16 protein-coding genes are annotated in these 19788 nt (G+C 71.1%); 7 read left to right on the top strand and 9 right to left on the bottom strand.

What is annotated here, in order from left to right; all coding sequences use genetic code 11:
- The first annotated feature begins 22 nt into the window (after positions 1–22).
- On the top strand, positions 23–895 hold the full coding sequence (locus ACIRP2_RS30765) for a DUF4184 family protein (protein WP_404255970.1): 873 nt from the start codon (positions 23–25) through the stop codon (positions 893–895).
- 87 nt (positions 896–982) lie between these two features.
- Here ACIRP2_RS30765 and ACIRP2_RS30770 read toward each other — a convergent pair whose 3' ends face one another.
- Entirely contained in the window at positions 983–1801 is an 819-nt protein-coding gene (locus tag ACIRP2_RS30770; protein WP_404255972.1) for a maleylpyruvate isomerase family mycothiol-dependent enzyme, read from the bottom strand.
- A 357-nt stretch (positions 1802–2158) separates the two neighbouring features.
- Here ACIRP2_RS30770 and ACIRP2_RS30775 point away from each other — a divergent pair, with 357 nt between their 5' ends.
- From ACIRP2_RS30775 to ACIRP2_RS30795, 5 genes are all read left to right on the top strand, one after another.
- Positions 2159–2884: a response regulator transcription factor gene (locus tag ACIRP2_RS30775; RefSeq protein ID WP_404255974.1), complete on the top strand. Its 726-nt coding sequence runs from the start codon at positions 2159–2161 to the stop codon at positions 2882–2884.
- A complete protein-coding gene (locus ACIRP2_RS30780; protein ID WP_404255976.1) occupies positions 2871–4991 on the top strand; it encodes a sensor histidine kinase in 2121 nt (706 codons plus the stop codon). The genes ACIRP2_RS30775 and ACIRP2_RS30780 overlap by 14 nt, the downstream gene beginning before the upstream one ends.
- A 123-nt stretch (positions 4992–5114) precedes the next feature.
- A complete protein-coding gene (locus tag ACIRP2_RS30785) occupies positions 5115–5522 on the top strand; it encodes a hypothetical protein (RefSeq protein ID WP_404255978.1) in 408 nt (135 codons plus the stop codon).
- Positions 5523–5723: 201 nt separating this feature from the next.
- Positions 5724–6356, top strand: coding sequence for a class F sortase (locus ACIRP2_RS30790; RefSeq protein WP_404255980.1), 633 nt, complete (start codon positions 5724–5726; stop codon positions 6354–6356).
- A gap of 374 nt (positions 6357–6730) precedes the next feature.
- Positions 6731–7843, top strand: coding sequence for an ABC transporter substrate-binding protein (locus ACIRP2_RS30795; protein ID WP_404255982.1), 1113 nt, complete (start codon positions 6731–6733; stop codon positions 7841–7843).
- Between the two features lie 272 nt (positions 7844–8115).
- Here ACIRP2_RS30795 and ACIRP2_RS30800 read toward each other — a convergent pair whose 3' ends face one another.
- From ACIRP2_RS30800 to ACIRP2_RS30835, 8 genes are all read right to left on the bottom strand, one after another.
- A complete protein-coding gene (locus ACIRP2_RS30800) occupies positions 8116–10287 on the bottom strand; it encodes an MMPL family transporter (RefSeq protein WP_404255984.1) in 2172 nt (723 codons plus the stop codon).
- A 177-nt stretch (positions 10288–10464) separates the two neighbouring features.
- Complete coding sequence (locus ACIRP2_RS30805; RefSeq protein ID WP_404255986.1) at positions 10465–11109, bottom strand: response regulator; 645 nt, start codon at positions 11107–11109, stop codon at positions 10465–10467.
- The gene (locus tag ACIRP2_RS30810) at positions 11049–12362 is read right to left on the bottom strand and encodes a sensor histidine kinase (protein WP_404255988.1); all 1314 of its coding nucleotides are present in this window, start codon (positions 12360–12362) and stop codon (positions 11049–11051) included. The genes ACIRP2_RS30805 and ACIRP2_RS30810 overlap by 61 nt, the downstream gene beginning before the upstream one ends.
- Positions 12363–12611: 249 nt before the next feature.
- A complete protein-coding gene (gene rbsD / locus ACIRP2_RS30815; protein ID WP_404255990.1) occupies positions 12612–13001 on the bottom strand; it encodes a D-ribose pyranase in 390 nt (129 codons plus the stop codon).
- Positions 12998–13918 (bottom strand): ribokinase, encoded by a 921-nt coding sequence (locus ACIRP2_RS30820; RefSeq protein WP_404256258.1) that lies wholly within the window; start codon positions 13916–13918, stop codon positions 12998–13000. Before ACIRP2_RS30820 ends, rbsD begins: the two co-directional genes overlap by 4 nt.
- 40 nt (positions 13919–13958) lie before the next feature.
- Entirely contained in the window at positions 13959–15932 is a 1974-nt protein-coding gene (locus ACIRP2_RS30825; protein WP_404255992.1) for a substrate-binding domain-containing protein, read from the bottom strand.
- On the bottom strand, positions 15922–17496 hold the full coding sequence (locus ACIRP2_RS30830) for a sugar ABC transporter ATP-binding protein (protein WP_404255994.1): 1575 nt from the start codon (positions 17494–17496) through the stop codon (positions 15922–15924). Before ACIRP2_RS30830 ends, ACIRP2_RS30825 begins: the two co-directional genes overlap by 11 nt.
- Positions 17493–18509, bottom strand: a complete 1017-nt coding sequence (locus ACIRP2_RS30835; protein ID WP_404255996.1) for a LacI family DNA-binding transcriptional regulator — start codon at positions 18507–18509, stop codon at positions 17493–17495. Before ACIRP2_RS30835 ends, ACIRP2_RS30830 begins: the two co-directional genes overlap by 4 nt.
- A 471-nt stretch (positions 18510–18980) precedes the next feature.
- On the opposite strand from ACIRP2_RS30835, the gene ACIRP2_RS30840 reads away from it, so the two are divergent.
- Positions 18981–19304, top strand: coding sequence for a hypothetical protein (locus ACIRP2_RS30840; RefSeq protein ID WP_404255998.1), 324 nt, complete (start codon positions 18981–18983; stop codon positions 19302–19304).
- The last annotated feature ends 484 nt before the right edge of the window (positions 19305–19788 follow it).

A 19788-nucleotide genomic window follows, 5' to 3' on the forward strand; every position in this document is an offset into this window, starting at 1 on the left:
TGGGCCCTGCGAGAGGATGCTCATGCCGTTCACCCTGTCCCACCCCGCGGCCGTACTCCCGTTGATGCGACGGCCCTTCAGCCGGACCGCGCTCGTCTCCGGAGCCGTCGCACCGGACATGCCCTACTTCGTGGTCGCTACGGGCCCGCCCGTCAGCGCGCAGTCCTGGTACGAGCCCTTCGTCAACGCCACCACCTCGCACACCGCTCTCGGCGCTGTCACCGTCACCCTGCCGTACGCCCTCGTGCTGTGGGGAATGTTCCGAGCCGGCCGTCGCCCGCTGGCGTCCCTGCTGCCCATACCCGTCACCCCGTCGCCGCCCCGGACGGTCGGCACGCTGATACGGCGAGCCGGGTGGATCACGCTGTCCGCACTGATCGGCATCGCCACGCACCTGGTCTGGGATGCCTTCACCCACCACGACGGCTTCGTGGTCACCCATGCGCCCTGGCTCACCTCAGCGATGGTGGGCAGCCTCACCTGGGCACGGGCGCTGCAGCACGCGAGCACGATCGGCGGCCTGGCCGCCACCGCGGTGTACGTGCGGCGCGGTCGAGCCCGTCTCCTTGCCGGTGAGGGCCGCACCGGGCCCAGCAGCGCCACGCGGCGCGGTGCCCTCCTCGCCATGGCCCTGTTCACGGTCGTCGGAGCCGTCGCCCACGCCGGGTGGTGGCTCGCCGGTCCGGAAGCGGCGACAACCGGGCAGCCGCTGAGCATGGTGATCGAAGGGGTGATGTCCGACGCGGCGAAGGGCGCGGGTGCCACTCTGATCGGCACCCTGGCCCTGTACGTCATCGCGTGGTGGATCCGGCGCGCCGTCACGGCGATCCGCGCCCGCAGGAGCGGATCCGGTGCCGTTCACGGAGAGGCCCCGCAGGCGAGCACCACCGTCTGACTCGCCACCGTCGAGGCCCCGTGCCGCTGTGCCCAGGGCCTCGTCGCCCTGTGGAGCCCGGACACACCTGGAGCTCGGGGACAGCTCTCAGGGCGCCGTGAACAGCCTCGGGAAACGCGGGGCGAGCCAGGGCTTGCGGCCCCAGGCGAGGACATGGCCGCGGGCCATGGCTCCCCAGGGACCACTGCGGCCCAGTGCCATCAGGAGGAAGGCGACCGGCTCGGTGAGGATGGTGCAGTCCGGGCGGGTCGTCGGCTGCGGGGAGACGGTTACGGCGCCCTCGGTGAACGTGACGCCGAAACGGGCACCGCCCCGCAGGCGGACGGTGTAGCGGGCGGTCAGCCCGGCGGTGGCCGCGGCATCGATCACCCGGGGCATCGCGGTGATCAGGAAGGGGAGCGAGAGCTCGACGCGGGTGCGGTCGATCATGTGCGGGCGGCCCAGCGCACGGGCCAGGTCGTAACCGTGGCCGAGCATGTGTGTCAGCAGGTACGAGCCCAGCACTGCCCGGCTCATCGGACCCAACGGGGTGACCACGCTCCCGTCGCCGTCCGCCCCGCACCGGTCCACCGCCGAGAGGTACGCCTCGGCGTGCGTCACGATCAACCCGGCCAGCGGATCGGCGTCCCGTTCCCCGAAGGCGGCGAGCGCGCGCTCGTTGGCCGCGGCCAGACTCTGCGGCGTTCCGTCCCCGTAACTGCGCTCCTGCCCGCCCGCGATGTCCGCCATCAGCTCGTTGGCCTGCGCCAGATGCGCCGCCGCCTGCCCGACGGTCCACTCCGAGCGGGGCACGGGAACGCTCGTGTCGGCAACCCCGCGCAGCAGTGCGGCGATGTCCTCGGCGGTGCCGCGTATCGCCGCGCCGAGCCCCTCGGGCAGCGTGCCCCGTGTGTCCTGTCCGGTCACCGACCCACCACTTCTCCCCACCGGGACCGCGTCTGCGCGCCTGCCGCCGGTGGACCTCGTCGTCACGGACGCCCCACGGCGCCCGCGGTACACGAGACCAGTCGACGGGGCCCACGGCAAGATCGGAGCCACCGAAGCCGTCCGCGTCCTCCCTCGCGCGGACACGGCGGACCGAAGCCGGACACGCCCCGAAGGACGGCGCCCCTCGTCCTCGGCACCGCCGTTGCCGCTCGGCCGTGTTCCCTTCCCGGTCCGGCGCCCGCGGGTCCGGCCCAGGGGCCGGTGGTCCGCTCCACGGTGAACCCGGCGGTCCGGCGACACCGGTTGCCCGCGCGGCCCTCCTCTACGATCGTCCGCGTGTGCGCAAACGTCATAGTCGCCGAAGACGACGAGAAACAGGCCGAACTCGTACGCCGTTACCTCGAACACGAGGGTCACACGGTCACGGTCGTCGGGGACGGACTGGCGGTTCTCGCCGAGGTCCGGCACCGGGAGCCCGATCTGTTGGTGCTCGATGTGATGATGCCGCGGGCCGACGGCCTGGACGTGGTACGGGTACTGCGTGCCGAGCGGCGGGATGTGCCGGTGCTGATGCTGACGGCCCGCAGCACCGAGGACGATCTGCTGCTCGGTCTGGATCTGGGCGCGGACGACTACATGACGAAGCCTTACAGTCCGCGCGAGTTGATGGCGCGCGTACGGACGCTGCTGCGCCGCACCAGACGGGTCGCGACCGCCGAAGCCGCCGAGGACCAGGCACTGAGGGTCGGCGCGCTGACGGTCGACCCCGTACGGCACGAGGTGGCGGTCGAGGGCCGGTCCGTGGAGTGCACCCCCGGTGAGTTCCGCATTCTCGCCGCCATGGCGGCCGAGCCCGAGCGGGTCTTCACGCGGCAGCGACTGCTGGAGGAGTTGCACGGGTTCGACCGGTATGTCAGTTTCCGCACCGTCGACGTACACATCATGAACCTGCGGAAGAAGATCGAGCCCGCGCCGCGTCGGCCAGCCCGGCTCCTCACCGTCTTCGGTGTGGGTTACAAGCTGACGGACCCGGCGAGGAACTCCGCGCGTGCGTCGTCGTAGCGGGGTGGACGACGTGTCCCCTCGCCGTGAACGGCGGGCGCGGCGTCGCGACGAGCATCGGACCGGTCGTCAGGAGCGGGCCCGACTGCCGCTCCGCAAGAGTCTGTTCGGCCGTCTGCTCGCGGTGTCGGCGCTGGTGGCGGCATGTTCGGTGGCCGCGACCGCCTGGATAGCCGTACAGACCACCTCCGGCGCCATCAAGCAGGAGCAGGGGCAGAACCTCACCGCCGACGCGCGGATCTACAACACGCTGCTCGGATACGCGGCGACCCATCCCACCTGGGACGGCGTCGAGAGCACCGTGCGTGATCTGGCGCGGCGGTCCGGCCGGAGGATCGCCCTCACCACCGAGCAGCGGCGGCCCCTCGCCGACTCCGCCGACCGGCCGTCCCCGCCCGCGCCCGCGCTGCCGCCCCAGGCGTCGGCGATCGTCGATCCGCTGTCCATGGACACGGCGCTGTCCCAGACGGTGGGCCGGACGGGCGCGACGGCCGACCGCGTCGACCCGCGCGCGGTCGGTCCGTTCCGGCTGCCCGCCGCCGAACGTACGGCGTTGAGGCGTGCCGCCCAGCGGAGTGTGGCGTGCCTGAGCCGGTCCGGGGTGGCGGCTGACGCGGTCGAAGGACCGAGCGGTCGCCCGCGCATCGAGGTCGTCGGCAACGATCCCGACCGGATGGACGGCACCCGGTGCGCGAGCGACGACCTGGCCGACCCGACAGCCACCGAGCGCAAGGCGCTGAGGGAACTCAACCAGCTGGCCAACGCCTGCCTGAAACGTCAGGGCCGCGAGGGCGTACAGCTCAATCTGGACCTGTCCTGGGGTGCACGCCCCGAACCGATGCCGGCCGCGCATACGAATACCCAAGCGGTCGCCCCCGTACCGAGCGTCCGGACCGGTGACGACGACCGGGCCACCGCCTCCTGTGTGGGCACGGCCCGCCGCGAACAGCTCAGTTCCTATGTCGCCTCGCCCGCGCTGCTGTTCATCGGCGACGAGAGCAGTACGACCGTGCCCGGCTTCGATCTCTCCCCGGCGAACACCGCGAAGATCGCGGGTGCCGCGGCGCTCGTCCTGGCGCTCACGGTCGGGGCCACGGTACTGGCCGGGGCCCGGCTGGTGCGGCCGCTGCGCGCCCTCACCGGCGCGGCGCAGCGGATGCGGGACGGGGACGACTCCGCGCCCGTGCGGGTCACCGACGACAACGAGATCGGACGGCTCGCCGCGGCGTTCAACGACATGGCCGCCCACCGTGCCCGACTCGAAGGGCAGCGCAAGGACATGGTCAGCGACGTCGCCCATGAACTGCGCACCCCGCTGAGCAACATTCGCGGTTGGCTGGAGGCCGCTCAGGACGGACTGGCGGAACCCGACCCGGCGTTCATCTCGTCGCTGCACACGGAGGCGGTGCAGTTGCAGCACATCATCGACGACCTCCAGGATCTGGCCGCGGCCGACGCGGGTGCATTGCGGCTGCACCCCGAGCCGGTGCGTGCCGAGGAGGTGCTGAGCCAGGTCGCCGCGGCCCACCAGGCACGGGCCGATACCGCGGGAGTCACGCTGACGGTCCTCACGCCGAAGGCCGGTACGCCCGCTGCCGAGCTGATGGCCGACCCGGTCCGGCTTCGTCAGGCCATCGGCAATCTGGTCTCCAACGCGATACGTCACACCCCGGCGGGTGGAAATGTCACCTTGCACGCCTACGTCTCCGGACCCGCGACGGACGAGCTGACGGCGCGTGAAGCCGGGACGGGCGAAGTCGTGACGGCGGACTGCGCGGTGAGCGACGCGGTGACCGGCGACGTGATCGTGGACGTCTCCGACACCGGCAGCGGCATCTCGGCCGATGATCTGCCCCATGTGTTCGACCGCTTCTGGCGTGCCGAGAAATCCCGCAGCCGCCGCACCGGTGGCAGCGGGCTGGGCCTGGCGATCGTAAGGAAACTGGTCGAGGCGCATGGCGGCTCGGTGAGCGCGGTGAGCGTCGAGCACCGGGGCTCGGTGTTCACGCTCCGGTTGCCGACGGGTCCCGTGCGTACGGGGCCGGAAGAGTACGGCTCGGCGTCCGCGGCCGGGGGCACCGCGGAGCGCGGGCCGGACTCGGCCTGATGCGATGACCACAGTGTTCTGACAGCTTCTTCATAACTTCACGCCAGCCTGTCGGCATGCCTCGCGCCCGGTGCGAACCGATGACCGGGCACCTCCGAGGCCGACCTGGAATGGAGCCATCCCATGTCCCACCGCCTGTCCCTGCGTACCGCAGTCCTCGCCGCCGTGGCGGCCGGCGCGGTACTCGTCCCGTCCGCCGCGGCCTTCGCCGACGCCACTCCTTCGCCGTCGGCCCCGTCCGTCGAGCGGTCCGCCGCGGCCGCGCGGGCGGCTCAGCCGTCGGCGGTACCCCGCGGCGGCGTCGCCGCGGGCGACCGTCCCACTCCGGTGCCGTCCGTCGAGCGAGCCGGCGCCGCCAAGGGCTCGCCCGCCGTCACTCCGCGCGGTGGCGTCGCCGCGGGCGAGCGGCCGGCCGGTTCCTCGGGCGACAGCACCACCGCCCTCGCCGGTTCGGCCGCCGCCGCCCTGCTCGTCGCGGGAGCGGGCACGGTGGTGCTGCGCCGACGCTCCGCCGCGCGGCGCAACGGCTGAAACCGCCTGTCACGCAACGGTCTTCACGGCAACCGACCGCGAGGCACGGCCGTTGACGACGTGCGGATGACGACGTGCGGCAGTTGACCACACGTCAACCGGCCGCACGTCGATCGGTCGGCAACGGCCGCACCTCCCCATGGTGGCGCCGCCCCTCCCGGGCGGCGCCACTGCCGATCTCCGTCCCGATCTGGAGCCCCCATGTCCCCCACGCCTCCCCCGTTCTGGCGCGCCGCACTTCCCGTGGTCATCTGTCTCGTCCTCACCGGTTGCTCCTCCGACGCCGTGGACGCCGCGTCCGACACACCGGGCGGCAAGGTGCATGCTCCTCGCGACGCCGCGAAGGACGCCGGTCCCGACAACGCCGGGAAGCCCGGAGGACCCGAGCCCGCGGCGGCCCCCGTCCAGCTCAGCATCGCTTCGCTCGGGGTGAACAGTCAGCTGATGCGGCTGGGTCTGAACGAGGACGGCACCGTCCAGGTCCCGCCCGCCGAGAAGGGCATGACGGCCGGCTGGTACACCGGTGGCGCCACCCCGGGCGAGCGTGGCGCCGCGGTCCTCATCGGACACAACGACACCCGTTTCGGCAAAGCTGTCTTCCACGATCTGAAGAAGATCGGCAAGGGTGCGGACATCGCGATCCGCAACGACCGGGGAGCGGAGCTCCACTTCCGGGTCACCGGCACCGAGACCGTCAGCAAGAGGGCCTTCCCGACCAAGAAGGTCTACGGCGCCACCGACGAACGCGCGCTGCGTCTCATCACCTGCGACGGCGCTTTCGACGCGCAGGGCCACCCCGTCGACAACCTCATCGTGTACGCCACACGGAGCTGACGGCGACCGGTACCCGGGAGAAGGCCGGGCACAAGGCCATCTGCGCCGGCACGGGGATGCCGGTCCACCTGTGCAACCCCGCAGTCCCCGGTGGTGCGGCGCCGGGGAGAACACCCACCGCCTCCTTCGCCGGTTCCACCTTCTGAACAGCGGTGATGCGTTGATCGCTCGAGCGCGCCAAGGCTGCTCGAAGCCTGGCGGCTCAGCGAACAAATAATCGGTTGCCTGTCGGCGATGGTGATGGATGCAATGTCCGGCAGGGTCACCCGGGTGCGCCCGCCACGGCGGGACGAGAGGGACGCGTACCACCGGGCCCTGCCACACCGCGACCCGGGCGGACCGCAACCGAATCGCCACACGGGAGACGCCAACGCATGAACACTCCACCATCACCCCCTGGTGCGGAACGGACCGACGGATCCTCCGTCCGGATCGGTGCGCTCGTTCCACTGTCCCGGCCCGGCTGGGTCGAGGCAGGCCACCACTTGCTCGCCGGACTCGAACTGGCCGTTCACGAAGTCAATGGCGCCGGTGGGATCGCCGGAAGACCCCTTGAGCTGGTGGTCCGAGACACCGCGGCCGACCCGCAGAGGGCCGCGGCGGCCGTGGACGAATTGGCCGGTCTCGGTGTGGCCGCCCTGGTGGGTGAGTATCACAGCGTCGTCGCTCGCACCGCCGCCACCAGGGCCGACGCCCTGGGCCTGCCCTTCCTCTGCTCGTCGGCGGTCCTCGACGCACTCACCGAACAGCCGACGGAGTGGGTCGCGCGCCTCGCCCCGGCGCAGTCCCACGGGTGGAGGATCTACGCGGACTTCCTCCTCGGCGCGGGCCACAGCCGGATCGCCGTAGCAGCGGAGTCGAGTGTCTACTGGACATCCGGGGCCCGCATTCTGCGGGACCACCTCGCTCCGCGCGGCGGCACCGTCGTCGAACTCGACATGAGTGCGCTCACCCCCAGGGCCGTGTGCGACGAACTCGTCGACCATCGCGCGACAGCCCTCCTCCTTCTGGTCGGCCACCCGGAGCCGGCGGTGACGATCGTCAAGTCCGTCCGCCGCGACCGGCGCCTCGCCGGGACAATGATCGGCGCTCCGGCCGGACAACCGGAGTTCGCCGAATGGGCGAGGCTGCTGGGCGACGACAGCGCCGCGATCCCGTTCCTGCGCTACCTGCCCGAGCGCCTCGGCCCACTCGGTGCACGAGTCGGGACGGCCCTGCGCGAGCGGCTGGCCGAAGCGCCCTCCTTCGTCGCCTTCGAGGGCTACGACACGGTCGCCGTCCTCGCCGAAGTGCTGCGTATCCACGGCGAGGACCGGGCGAGCATCGCCCGGTCCTGGCCGCGCGTCGAGGTCCAGGGCACCCGCGGGCAGATCCGGTTCTCCCGCACGCCGGGCATCGACGTTCGGCAGTGGGCTTGGCCGCCGGTCCAAGTCGTTGATCGAGACCCGTCGGAACCCGATCGCTTCCGGGTCCTTCGCACCGGCTGAGAGAGCACGGGGGCCCGACTGCCCAGACCTGTGCGAACTTGAGGCCGTCCCCCGGTCCGCATGCCGATACGGGCTTGTGGCTTCGCGGTTGGGGCCCGACCGCTTCTCGGACTGTCGCGCGACGGCCGAGCGGCGCCTGCCCGGAGAACTCAACGGGCTTCCAGGGCGCCGCGAGTGGGCCCTCGCCCCGGAACCGGCCGACACAGCGGACCGTGCGGATCCGCACCGCCATGCCCGGCCGGCGCGGATCCGCGCCTCTCAGCGCGATCGGATCACGGTCGTCGTCGGTCGATCCCACCGGCATTCTCCGCGCCTCGACCACTCGCACCCGGGACCGCCCCGCCCGGCCGGTCGCCGGCGGCCGGCTCCGCGGCACCCCGGCCCGCCGGCCGCCCCGGCCACCAGAAGGCGGGGCCCACGTCGAGGGCGAGGGCCGGGACGAGGACGGAGCGGACCAGAAAGGTGTCGATCAGCACGCCGATCGCCACCACGACGCCGATCTCGATGAAGGCCACCTGCGGAGCGCTGGTGAGGGCGGCGAACGTCGCCGCGAGGACCGCGCCCGCACTGGTGATGACCCCGCCCGTGGCGGTGAGTCCGGACAGGACACCGGCCCGGTGGCCGTGATGCCCGACATCCTCACGGATGCGGTGGACGAGAAAGATGTTGTAGTCGACACCGAGGGCGACCAGGAACAGGAAGCCGATCAACATGACCTGGACGTCGACGGCGGGAAGGCCCAGGACGTGCTGGAACAGCTGCCAACTGATGCCGAGTGCGGCGAAGTAGGAGAGCACCACGGTCAGCACCAGGAGTATCGGGGCGACCACCGCCCTGAACAGGGTGATCAGGACGACGAGGACCACGACGAGCACCAGCGGGATGACCACCCTGCGGTCGTGTGCCTGCGCCTGGGCCTTCTCCTGGGCCAGGGCGGTGGGACCGCCGACCCGGGCGTGGGCTTCGGGGATGCCGTGGACGGCGACCCGGATCCGGTCCACGGTGCGAGCGGCGGTCACGCTGTCCGCTTCCGCCACCAACACGACCTTGGTCTCGGCGAGTTCGCCGTCGGTGGAAACGATGGCGGGCGTGACCTCGGCGATCCCGTCGACGTGCTTCAGCGCCTCGGCGACCGCCGGTGCCGCCTCGGCCCGGCTGATCACCTCGGCCGGCCGGCTCTGCCCGGCCGGATAGTGGGCGGCGAGCAACTCCTGTCCCGCGATCGAGCCGGGCCTGCCGATGACCAGGTGCTCGTCGTCCAGCCCGGTCCGCAGGCCCAGGCAGCCGAGGGCCAGCACGGCGAGGACGAGAACGGACCCCGACCACACCAGCCGCGGGCGTCGGGTGATCAGGCCGCCGACCCGGTCCCACGGACGACGGTCGGCCATCTGCGGGACGACCCCGGCCCGCGGCACCCGTGGCCAGAACACCCAGCGGCCCAGCAGGACGAGCACGGCCGGGAACAGCGTGGTCATCGCCGCGAGTCCGCAGACGATCGCGACGGCACCGCTCGGCCCCAGCGTGTGGTTGAACCCGACATCGGCCCGGGTGAGGCAGAGCAGGCCGACGCATACGGTCGCGGCCGAGGCGGCGATGGCCGGTACGGCCCCGCGCAGCGCGGACCGCATGGCGCGGTGCCGGTCCTCGTGGACGCGCAGTTCCTCGCGGTAGCGGGCGAGCAGCAGCATCGCGTAATCGGTGCCCACGCCGAAGAGCAGGGCCGTGACGACGATCTCGTTCCCACCGCCGACGGTCAGGCCGAACCCCTTGGCGAGCAGGACGGAGACCGCCCGGGTGGTGAGGAAGGAGACACCCACGACGAGGAGGGGAACGAGCCACAGGATCGCGCTGCGGTACGTGATGAGCAGCAGGACGGCGACCACGACGACCGTGATGAGCGTGAGCGCGCGACCGGTGGTCTTCCGGGCGTCGGCGGCGTCGAGGGAGTTGCCCGCGGGTCCGGTCAGCCGGGCTTCCAGGCCGTCGGGCCGGTTGCGGGTGGCCCGGTCGCGTACCTTCTCTGCATTGTCCGTCAGCGTGTTGCTGTTCCGTTTGTCGAGGGGGACGAACACGGTCAGGGCCTTGCCGTCCTCGGAGGGGCGGGCCGGTTCGACGCCTCCTGCCGCCAGGGTCGCGAACTCCGCGAGGTCGGAATCGACTTTGGCCCGGTCCTGTGCGGTGATTCCGCTGTCGCGGACGTAGACGACGATGCCGGGCGAGATCCTGCCCTTGTCGAAGCGGTCGGCGAGCCCGGCCACCTCGGTGGACTCGGCGCCGCGGGGAAGTTCGACGGTGAGGCTGTCCTTCTCGGTCTCCGACAGCTGTCCGGCGAGCGGCACCGAAGCCACCGCGACGATCAGCCAGACGATGAGCACCAGCCACTTGCCCCTTCGTCCGCTCGGCAGTCTCAGGAGCCGGTCGGCCCGATTGCGCGGTCCTGTCATGGGAGATTCCTCGTCCGTGAGTGGGAACTGGTGCCGTGCGTTCCGGGCCGGTGCGGGCATGACTCGTCGGGCGCAGCACGCCGTTGCGGTTGTGCGGCGCCTGTTCGGCGAATGGCATGACCGCGGCATCGTGATGCCGCGACCACTGCGTCCGTTCGCTGCCGACCCGGCAGGGTGTCAGGAGTTCAGATAGGCGAGTACGGCGAGCACCCGGCGGTTGTCGTCGTCCGACGGCACGAGATCGAGTTTGGTGAAGACGCTCGACGTGTGTTTGGTGACGACCTTCTCGCTCATGCCGAGCCGGCCGGCGATGGCGGCGTTGGAACGTCCTTCCGCCACGAGTCCGAGAACCTCGTGCTCCCGTGGGGTGAGCCGGGTGAGCGGTTCGTCGCGAGCGTTGCTCCTGAGCAGTTTCGCGACGACCTCGGGGTCCATCGCACTGCCGCCCGCAGCGACCCGGCGGACCGCGTCGACGAAGTGGCCGCTGTCGAAGACCCGGTCCTTGAGCAGATAGCCGACACCGCCCGTGCCGTCCGCCAGCAGCTCACGGGCGTACAGCTGCTCGACGTACTGCGAGAGAACCAGAACCGGGAGTGCGGGGATCCGGCGCCGTGCCTCGATCGCGGCACGCAGCCCCTCGTCGGTGAAGGTGGGCGGGAGCCGCACATCCACCAGCGCGATGTCGGGCCGGTGCTCGACCAGTGCGTCGAGGAGTTCCTGCCCGTCGTCCACGGCGGCCGCGATCTCGAAACCATGGGCCGTCAGAAGCCGGACGAGCCCTTCTCTGAGCAGGAAGAGGTCTTCGGCGAGAACAATGCGCACGGGATCTCCATCGTCGCCATGGTCGGTCCGCCCTGAGGGCTGCTGACGGAAAGCACGCCGTCGAACGCGGCGATGCGCCTCTCGATTCCACCGAGCCCGGTTCCCGCCGCCACCGACGCGCCACCGCAGCCGTCATCGCCCACGCTGATGCGCAGGGCCTCGCGCTCGTGGCGGACGTCGATCCAGACATGTTCCGCCCGGGCGTGCTTCGCCACGTTGGTGAGCAGTTCACCGACCGCGAAGTAGGCGGCCGATTCCACGGGTGCGTCGAGGACGCCCGGCAGTTCGACCACGACCTCGACCGGCAGTGGGCTGTCCAGCGCCAAGGCGCGCACGGCGTCGCCGAGCCCCCGGTCGGAGAGAACCGGCGGGTGGATTCCCCTTACCAGATCACGCAGTTCACCGAGCGCCTTGGAGGAGGACTCCCTGGTCTCCAGGAGCAGCGCGCGGGCGGCGTCGGGATCGGTGTCCAGCAGTCGGCCGACGGTGCTCAGGTTCATTCCCATCGCGACCAGCCTGGCTTGCGCGCCGTCGTGCAGATCGCGTTCGATCCTGCGGAGTTCGGAGACCTGACTGTCCATCACTTCTTCGCGGGTGCGGGTCAGATGGCCCACACGTGACGCGAGTCGGTCGTCGATCCGCGGGCCGAGCAGCTTACGGGTGAAGCGGGCGTGGACAGTGAGCAGCAGCGGTCCGGTCCGCAGCCCGAGCCCGATGAAGCCGGCACCGAGCAGCGGCATCAGCCAGGTGCGCAGCCCACGTTCGCCGCTCACATCGATCAGTCCGGCGTAGTGGTCGTGGTACCCGGCGGAGACGAGGGGGTCCCAGACGAACGGGAGAACGAGACCTTCGAGTCCGTACACCAGCAGGGCGGCGGGCAACAGCGCGAGGACGGTGCCGATCACCGGGTCGGTGATCGTCCACAGCGTGTCCCGCATGGTCGCCGGGTCCTGGAGCAGCCGCAGGCAGTGACCCCAGCGTCCCGCGAGGCCCGGCTCCGGTGCGGGCAGTTCACGGTAGGGCCGCGCGATCGTGACCCCGGACCAGTCGCGGGCCAGTCGGCGGGAGCGGTCGGCCAGCCGGCGGACGGCCGTCACGACGACGGGCAGGAGCAGAACACCGACACCGAGGCCCAGAGAGGCCGACGAGAACACCATGAGCACGAAGAGGGCCGCCTGAGGCACCTTCTGCGCGACCAGGGCGAGCCCCCGCAACGGCGCCTGCCGCACTGCGAGTGATGCGCGCCATTTCATTCCGGCCTCCTCCTGCGGGCTCCCTCGATCCCGTCGGAGAAGAGTCTGCGCGAGGTCGCCCCAGGAGGCATTGGGTCTGCCACCCCGATTCCAGGGGGGACCTAGGCCCCCTCCCCCGGCCCCCCGCCGGGGAGACGGTGGCCCGACCCGGGGCACGGGGTGCGCGGCCACCGGAAGCGGTCATTCGCGCCGGGAGCAGTGCGGACCCACCACCGAAAGCGGTCGGAGCCGTCGGCGCGCTCCCCTCTGTCAGAAGAAGACCCCGCAGCGCAGCAGCACGTTCGCGTACGGCCGCGCCTCCCCGGTCCGTACCACCAGCCGGGCGCCCGCCGAGAGCGCCTTGAGTTCGTCGTGCGGTACGTGGGCGAGTTCCGGGAGGCGCTCGTCCAGGAGCCGGGCGGCCTCCGGGTTGGCCTTCCGGATCTCGTGCGCCGCCGTCGCGCCCTCCACCACCAGTTCGTCCAGCAGCCCGTCGAGTACCTCGGCGAACGACGGGACACCGGCCCGGAAGGCCAGGTCGACCACCCTGGGACCGGCCGGAACGGGCATGCCCACGTCGCAGATCAGTACCCCGTCGCCGTGGCCCAACTCCGCGAGCGCCCCGGCGAGATGGCGATTGAGGATTCCCCTCTTCTTCACGGCCCGGAGACTTCCTCTGCGGTCGGGAACGACGCCTGCGCGCCCTGCCTGGTGACGGCCGCAGCTCCCACCCTGACGGCGAAGGCCGTGGCTTCGGTGAGCTCCTCGCCCAGACCCAGGCGCCAGGCCAGAGCGGCGGTGAACGCGTCACCCGCCCCGGTCGTGTCCACGGCCTCGACCTCGGGGCTGGGGACGGCGACGAACGCACCCGTACGGCTGTCGGCGACGAACGCGCCTCGTGCCCCCAGTGTGACCACGACGGACCGCGGACCGGACTCGAGCAGCGCCCGCGCCCACTCCTGGGCCGTGCTGCCCGCCGCTTCTCCCAGGATGTAGCGCGCCTCGTGCTCGTTGACCACCAACGGGTCGCAGACGGCGAGCACGGAGTCGGGCAGGGGCGCGGGCGGGGACGGGTTCAGTACCAGCCGGGTGCCGGGTGACATGGCACCCGCCACCTCGGCGACGGTGTCCAGCGGGATCTCCAGCTGTACGGAGACGACCCGGGCCGCCTCGAAGAGGGGCCCGGCCGCCCGGATGTCCTCGGGGGTCAGCCGGCCGTTGGCCCCGGGCGACACCACGATGCTGTTGTCGCCCGAGGGGTCCACGGTGATCAGCGCGACTCCGGTCGGTGCCCCGCCCACGAGGACACCACTCGTGTCGACTCCCGCCGCCCGCTGCGAGTCCAGCAGCAGGCGGCCGTGGGCGTCGTCGCCGACCCGGGCGAGCAGGGCGGTGCGGGCCCCGAGACGGGCGGCGGCGACCGCCTGGTTCCCGCCCTTGCCGCCCGGGTGGACGGCCAGATCGGAGCCGAGCACGGTCTCACCGGCGGCGGGGCGGCGTTCGACACCGATGACCAGGTCGGCGTTGGCCGAACCCACGACCAGCAGGTCGTACCGGTCGTGGTCGTTCTCGTGCATCATTCCTGCTTTCCGTGGTCGGACAGTGCGTGGGTCCCGCTCAGGAGAAGTCGGCGACGTTCTTCTCGGTGACGACCTTGACCGGCACCTTCACCATGCTGTCGACCTTCTTGCCCTCGGCGGCCTTCACCGCGTTCTGCACGGCGATCCTGCCCAGTTCCCTGGGCTGCTGGGCCACGGAGGCGTACAGCGTGCCCGCCGCGACCGCCTTCAGGCCGTCCGGGGTTCCGTCGAACCCGACGACGGGCACGGACGTTCCCGCCTTGCTGCCGAGCGCCTTGACCGCGCCGAGCGCCATCTCGTCGTTCTCGGCGAAGACACCGGTGACGTCGGGGTGGGACTGGAGCAGGTTGGTCATGACGTCCAGGCCCTTGGTGCGGTCGAAGTCCGCGGGCTGCTTGGCCACGACCTTGATGCCGGGGTACGCCTTGAGCCCTTCGGCGAAGCCCGCGCCGCGCTCCCGGCTGGCCGAGGTGCCCGCGGTCCCCTGCAGGATGACGATGTCGCCCTTGCCACCGAGCTTGTCGGCCAGCGTCTTCGCCGCGAGCCTGCCTCCCGCGACGTTGTCGGAGGCCACCAGCGTCGCGGTCTTCGCCTTGTTGACGCCCCGGTCCGCGGCGATCACCGGGATGTCCGCCTGGTTGGCGCTCCGGACGGCGGGGCCCGCCGCGTCGGAGTCCACGGGGTTCACGATGATGGACTTCACTCCGGAACTCGTGAAGTTCTGCAACTGGTTGGCCTGTTGTGACGCGTCGTTCTGTGCGTCGGTGACGGTGAGGTCGACCCCGTCCGCCTTCGCCTCCGCCTGCGCGCCCGCCTTCATCTGGACGAAGAACGGGTTGTTGAGCGTGGAGAGCGACATGCCCACCTTGGTGTTCCCACCGGAGGAGCCGTGGTTGAAGTACGACACCCCGCCCACGACGACGGCCACACAGAGCGCGGCGATCCCGAACTTCACCGCTCCGGCTCCCTTGCGGCCGGATCCCGGCGAGCCCGGGGCGCCGGAGGCCCCCGTCGAGGGGGCGGCCTTGGACCCGGCCTTGCGGCGCAGCGTGTCGAGCAGCACCGCGAGGGCGATGACCACACCGATGACGACCTGCTGCCAGAAGGCGGAGACGGAGAGGAGGTTGAGTCCGTTGCGCAGCACGGCGAGGATGAGCGCGCCGATCAGGGTGCCGGACGCCTTGCCGACGCCGCCGGCCAGGCTGGCGCCGCCGATGACGACCGCGGCGATCGCGTCGAGCTCGTACCCCTGCGCGGCCTGCGGCTGGGCGGAGGTCAGACGGGACGCGAGGACGATGCCCGCGACCGCGGCGAAGAGGCCGGACAGGGCGTAGATGGCCAGCTTCTGGCGCTTGACGCGCAGTCCGGAGAGGCGGGCCGCCTCCTCGTTGCCGCCGATCGCGTACATCGAACGGCCGATGTAGGTACGGGCCAGGATCAGTGCCGTGATCAGGCCCATCGCGATCATCACGAGGACCGGGACGGGCAGCCAGCCGCCGAGCGTGTTGCCCAGCACGGAGACCGAATCGGGGAAGGCGATCGGGCTGCCCTGGGAGATGACCAGGGACAGACCGCGCGCGATGGAGAGCATGGCCAGTGTCGCGATGAACGGCGGCAGTTTGCCGTACGAGACGAGGGCTCCGTTGACGAATCCGCAGGCGATGCCCGTCGCGACGGCGAGGACGACCGCCAGCCAGACCGGTACGCCTTCCGAGGTCGCCGACCAGGCCAGCACGGTCGCGGAGAGCGCGGCCACCGAACCCACGGACAGATCGATGCCGGCCGAGACGATCACGAAGGTGACACCGAACGCGAGGATCGCGGTGACGGCGGCCTGCACACCGACGTTCAGCAGGTTCTGGGTGGTGAGGAAGTCGCCGGAGAGCAGCGACATCGCCACCAGCAGGACGACCAGGGCGCTGAGGGCGCCGTTGTCGAGCAGGAGGCGGCGGATCGTGTGTCCTGCGGCGCCACTCGCGCCCGAATCGCTCTTGAGCGTGTCAGTGGCCACGGGGGCTCTCCTCTTCGTTCACAGCCGGCGTCGTTGCCGGAGTTGTTGCGGGAGTTGCTGTGGGAGTCGTTGTGGGGGCGGCGCTGACGGCGAGCGCCATCACCGCGTCCTGGGTCGCTTCGTGCGCGGGGAGTTCTCCCGCGATGCGGCCCTGGGCCATGACCAGCACCCGGTCGCTCATGCCGAGGACTTCGGGCAGGTCGCTGGAGATCATCAGAACGGCGTGGCCGGAGGCCGTCAGCTCGTTGATGAGCTGGTAGATCTCGACCTTGGCGCCGACGTCGATGCCGCGCGTGGGTTCGTCGAGGATCAGCACCCGGGTGTCGGCGAGCAGCCACTTCCCGATGACGACCTTCTGCTGGTTGCCGCCGGAGAGCGTGCGGACGTGCTGGCCGAGGCCCGCCATCCGTACCCCGAGCTGTTCGGCGATCCGGGCGGCGGCCGTGCGCTGTCCCTTGAGGTCCACGAGCCCGGAGCGGCTCGCCGAGCGCAGGGTGACCAGGCCGAGGTTCTCCTGCACGGAGGCGTCGAGCACCAGTCCCTGGGCCTTGCGGTCCTCGGGCACGAGACCGATCCCGGCGCCCATGGCCGCGGTCACGTCGTACTTGGCCAGCCGTCGGCCCCGTACGTCGACGGTGCCCGCGTCATAAGGGTCCGCGCCGAACACGGCACGGGCGACCTCGGTGCGTCCGGCGCCGACGAGACCGGCGAGGCCGACGACCTCGCCCGCACGCACGTCGAAACTGACGTCGTGGAAGACGCCGTTGCGGGTCAGTCCGCGCACGGCGAGCAGGGGGTCTCCCGCTTGCGGGCGCTCCCTCGGGTACTGCTGCTCGATGCTGCGGCCCACCATGAGCTGTACGAGCTTCGCCTCGGGGGTCGAGGCGGGTACCTGGTCGATGCTGCGGCCGTCGCGCAGCACCGTGACCCGGTCGCCGAGCGCCGCGATCTCTTCGAGGTGGTGGGTGATGAAGATGATGCCCACGCCCTCTTCGCGCAGCTGCCGCACGATCCGGAAGAGCTTCTCGACCTCCTCCGAGGTGAGGACCGCCGTCGGCTCGTCCATGATCAGCACGCGTGCGTCGAGGCTGAGCGCCTTGGCGATCTCCACCATCTGCAGCCGGGCGATACCCAGCTCGCGCACCTTGGCCTTCGGCGAGACGTGCAGGCCGACACGGTGCAGCAACACCTCGGCGTCCGCCTCCATGCGGCGCCGGTCGATCATCCCGAGGCGGCGCGGCTGCCGGCCGAGGAAGATGTTCTCGGCGACGGTGAGATCGGGCACCAGGTTGAACTCCTGGTAGATCGTGGCGATTCCGAGCCGTTCGGCGTCCTGTGCCCCGTGGATGCGGACCTCACGCCCCTGGGCGAAGATCCGGCCGCTGTCGGGGCGGTAGGCACCGGAGAGCATCTTGATGAGGGTGCTCTTTCCCGCTCCGTTCTCACCGAGCAGGACGTGCACTTCGCCGCTCCGCAGGTCGAAGTCGACGCTGTCGAGGGCGACCACGCCGGGAAAGGTCTTGCGTACGCCTTCGATGCGCAGCAACTCGTCCTGGGTGCTCACAGGCTGCTCCTCCGGTTCGAAGCGTGTTCGCCGCAGGAACTGCGTACGACGAGACGGGCGGGAAGGGTCACGGACTGCGGGGTACGTCCCTCGATGAGGTCGACCAGGGCGCGCACGGCGGAACGGCCGAGCTCTCCGGTCGGCTGGGCGATCGCCGTGATCGGAGGGGCGGTGTGCACGAACCACGGGATGTCGTCGAAGGCCGCCAGTCCGATGTCCTGCGGAACGCTCAGCCCGTGTGCGCGGATCGCGTCCAGCGCACCGAGTGCCATCAGGTTGTCGGCGGCGAAAACGACCTCGGGCGGTTCGGGAAGGGCCAGGAAGCGTTCGGTGACGCGGCGCCCGCTGTCCGCCCGGAAGTCGCCCTGCCCGATGTAGGCGTCGGGCAGGGCGAGCCCGTGCTCGCGCAGCGCCTCGCGGAAGGCGTCGACCCGCTCGTTGCCCGTGGTGGTGGCTGCCGGACCCGCGATGATGGCGAGCCTGCGGTGACCGAGACGGTGCAGGTGGGCGACCAGGTCCCGGATGGCTTCGCGGCCGTCGGCGCGCACCACGGGAACGTCCACGCCCTGGATCCAGCGGTCCACGAAGACCATCGGCGTACCGCTGTCGCCCGGCCCCGAAGCGAGCGGGGAGCTTCCGTCGGCCGGGGAGACGAGGAGTCCGTCGATCCTGCGGTCGAGGAGCGTCCGGACGTGATGTTCCTGCAGGTCAGGTCGTTCGTCGGCGTTGCCGATGATGACGCTGTAGCCGAGCGTGCGGGCCTCTTCCTCGACGAAGCGGGCCAGTTCGGTGAAGTACGGGTTGAGTACGTCACTGATGACCAGGCCGAGGGTGCGCGTCTGATCGGTGCGCAGCGAGCGGGCCACGGCGTTGGGCCGGTATCCGAGGGAGTCGACAGCGGCGAGGACGCGTCTGCGCGCGTCGGGGCTGACGGAGGGATGGCTGTTGAGAACGCGGGAGACCGTGGCGACGGACACTCCCGCCTCGGCCGCGACATCCTTGATGCTCGCCATTTCCGGACCACCTCCTTGTGGTTTCCGTGAGCCTCGAAACCAGCAGCTCAGAGCCGTGGAATCGATTACAACGAAGATTGGAAACGATTACATGGCTGAAAACAAGCCCCTCAGGAGTGTCCGAGACCGGATCGTGACCAAAGCGGGAACCGGGGTGATGGCCGGGCGGCGGCAGCCCCCGTCGCGTGACGCGACGCGAAATGCCGGCCGGGAGGGGCCGAGGAGCCGCCGCACCGGCGGCAGTGACCCGTTCGCGAACGCGGCCGCCGACACGGAGATCATTCAGGCCGCGGCGAAGAACTCGGGGGCCGCCTGCCGACATGGTCGCCGGTATCGCCCGGCAGGAGATCGGCGGCCGGCCGGTGAGCGCGGACGATGTCGCCGATACGATCCGCGAACAGGCCGACGCGCCCGGGCCGACGGCCAGGGCTTCGACAACGACCTCGACGACGCGAGGAACGCGCTGCGCTGATGCTCGAACGCTCCGAGACCATTCGTACGGCCGCGGACCGAGGCTGCCTTCGACGGGTCATGGCCGTCCCCCTGCTGATCCTCCATGCCATCGCCGCCGGTTGCTGCTACTACGCGCTGACCATCCGTCCGTCAGGAATCTGGGACAAGGACGCATACGGCGCGATCGCCTTGTCGTGTTTCTTCACCATCGCCGTCAGTGCCGTCGCGCTGCTCATCACGGTCGTCCCTCCTTCGGTGCGGCACGCCATGGGACGCGCGTGGCTCGTTCCACCAGTCGTCCTTGCCGCGGCAGCCGCGGTCCGCCGGGCTTTGGTCGGCTGACGTCAACTGCGCAGGTGGATCCCGGTGGCGTTGATCGCGACCGCGACGAACTCTGCCGATGACTCCGCCGGAGCCGGGTGATCCGGGGACACGGCCCGCTGTTCGGATCCGTACGCGGCGGTCGCACCGCACCATGCGAAACGGCCTCTGCCGGATCACGGGCTTCCACGACTCGGTCTCTCTCGATCCGACAGGCCGCCACATGGTCCGGGACGGTGTCGAGTCTTTCAACCGCGCGCCCCCGAGCAGGTCGAAGGCCGTCGGGCGGTCGCGATGGTGCGGTCCGGGCTCATGGCTCGCACGGGTGCCCACAGCACGGTGGCACCCGAGGCCTGGATTCCGCCGACATCCGTACCGGCACCGGCGAATGGGCCGATCCCGCATGGAACCTCGACGGCGACGGCCGGCGGTGGCGTGTGGCCGGCGGCCCGGGCGTCGTCGCGCGTCGGGTCCGCCCCCTGGATACGGACGGTTGTGACGCGCA

The sequence above is a fragment of the Streptomyces sp. NPDC101194 genome (genome assembly GCF_044767885.1).
In the GTDB taxonomy this organism is placed as follows: Bacteria; Actinomycetota; Actinomycetes; order Streptomycetales; family Streptomycetaceae; genus Streptomyces.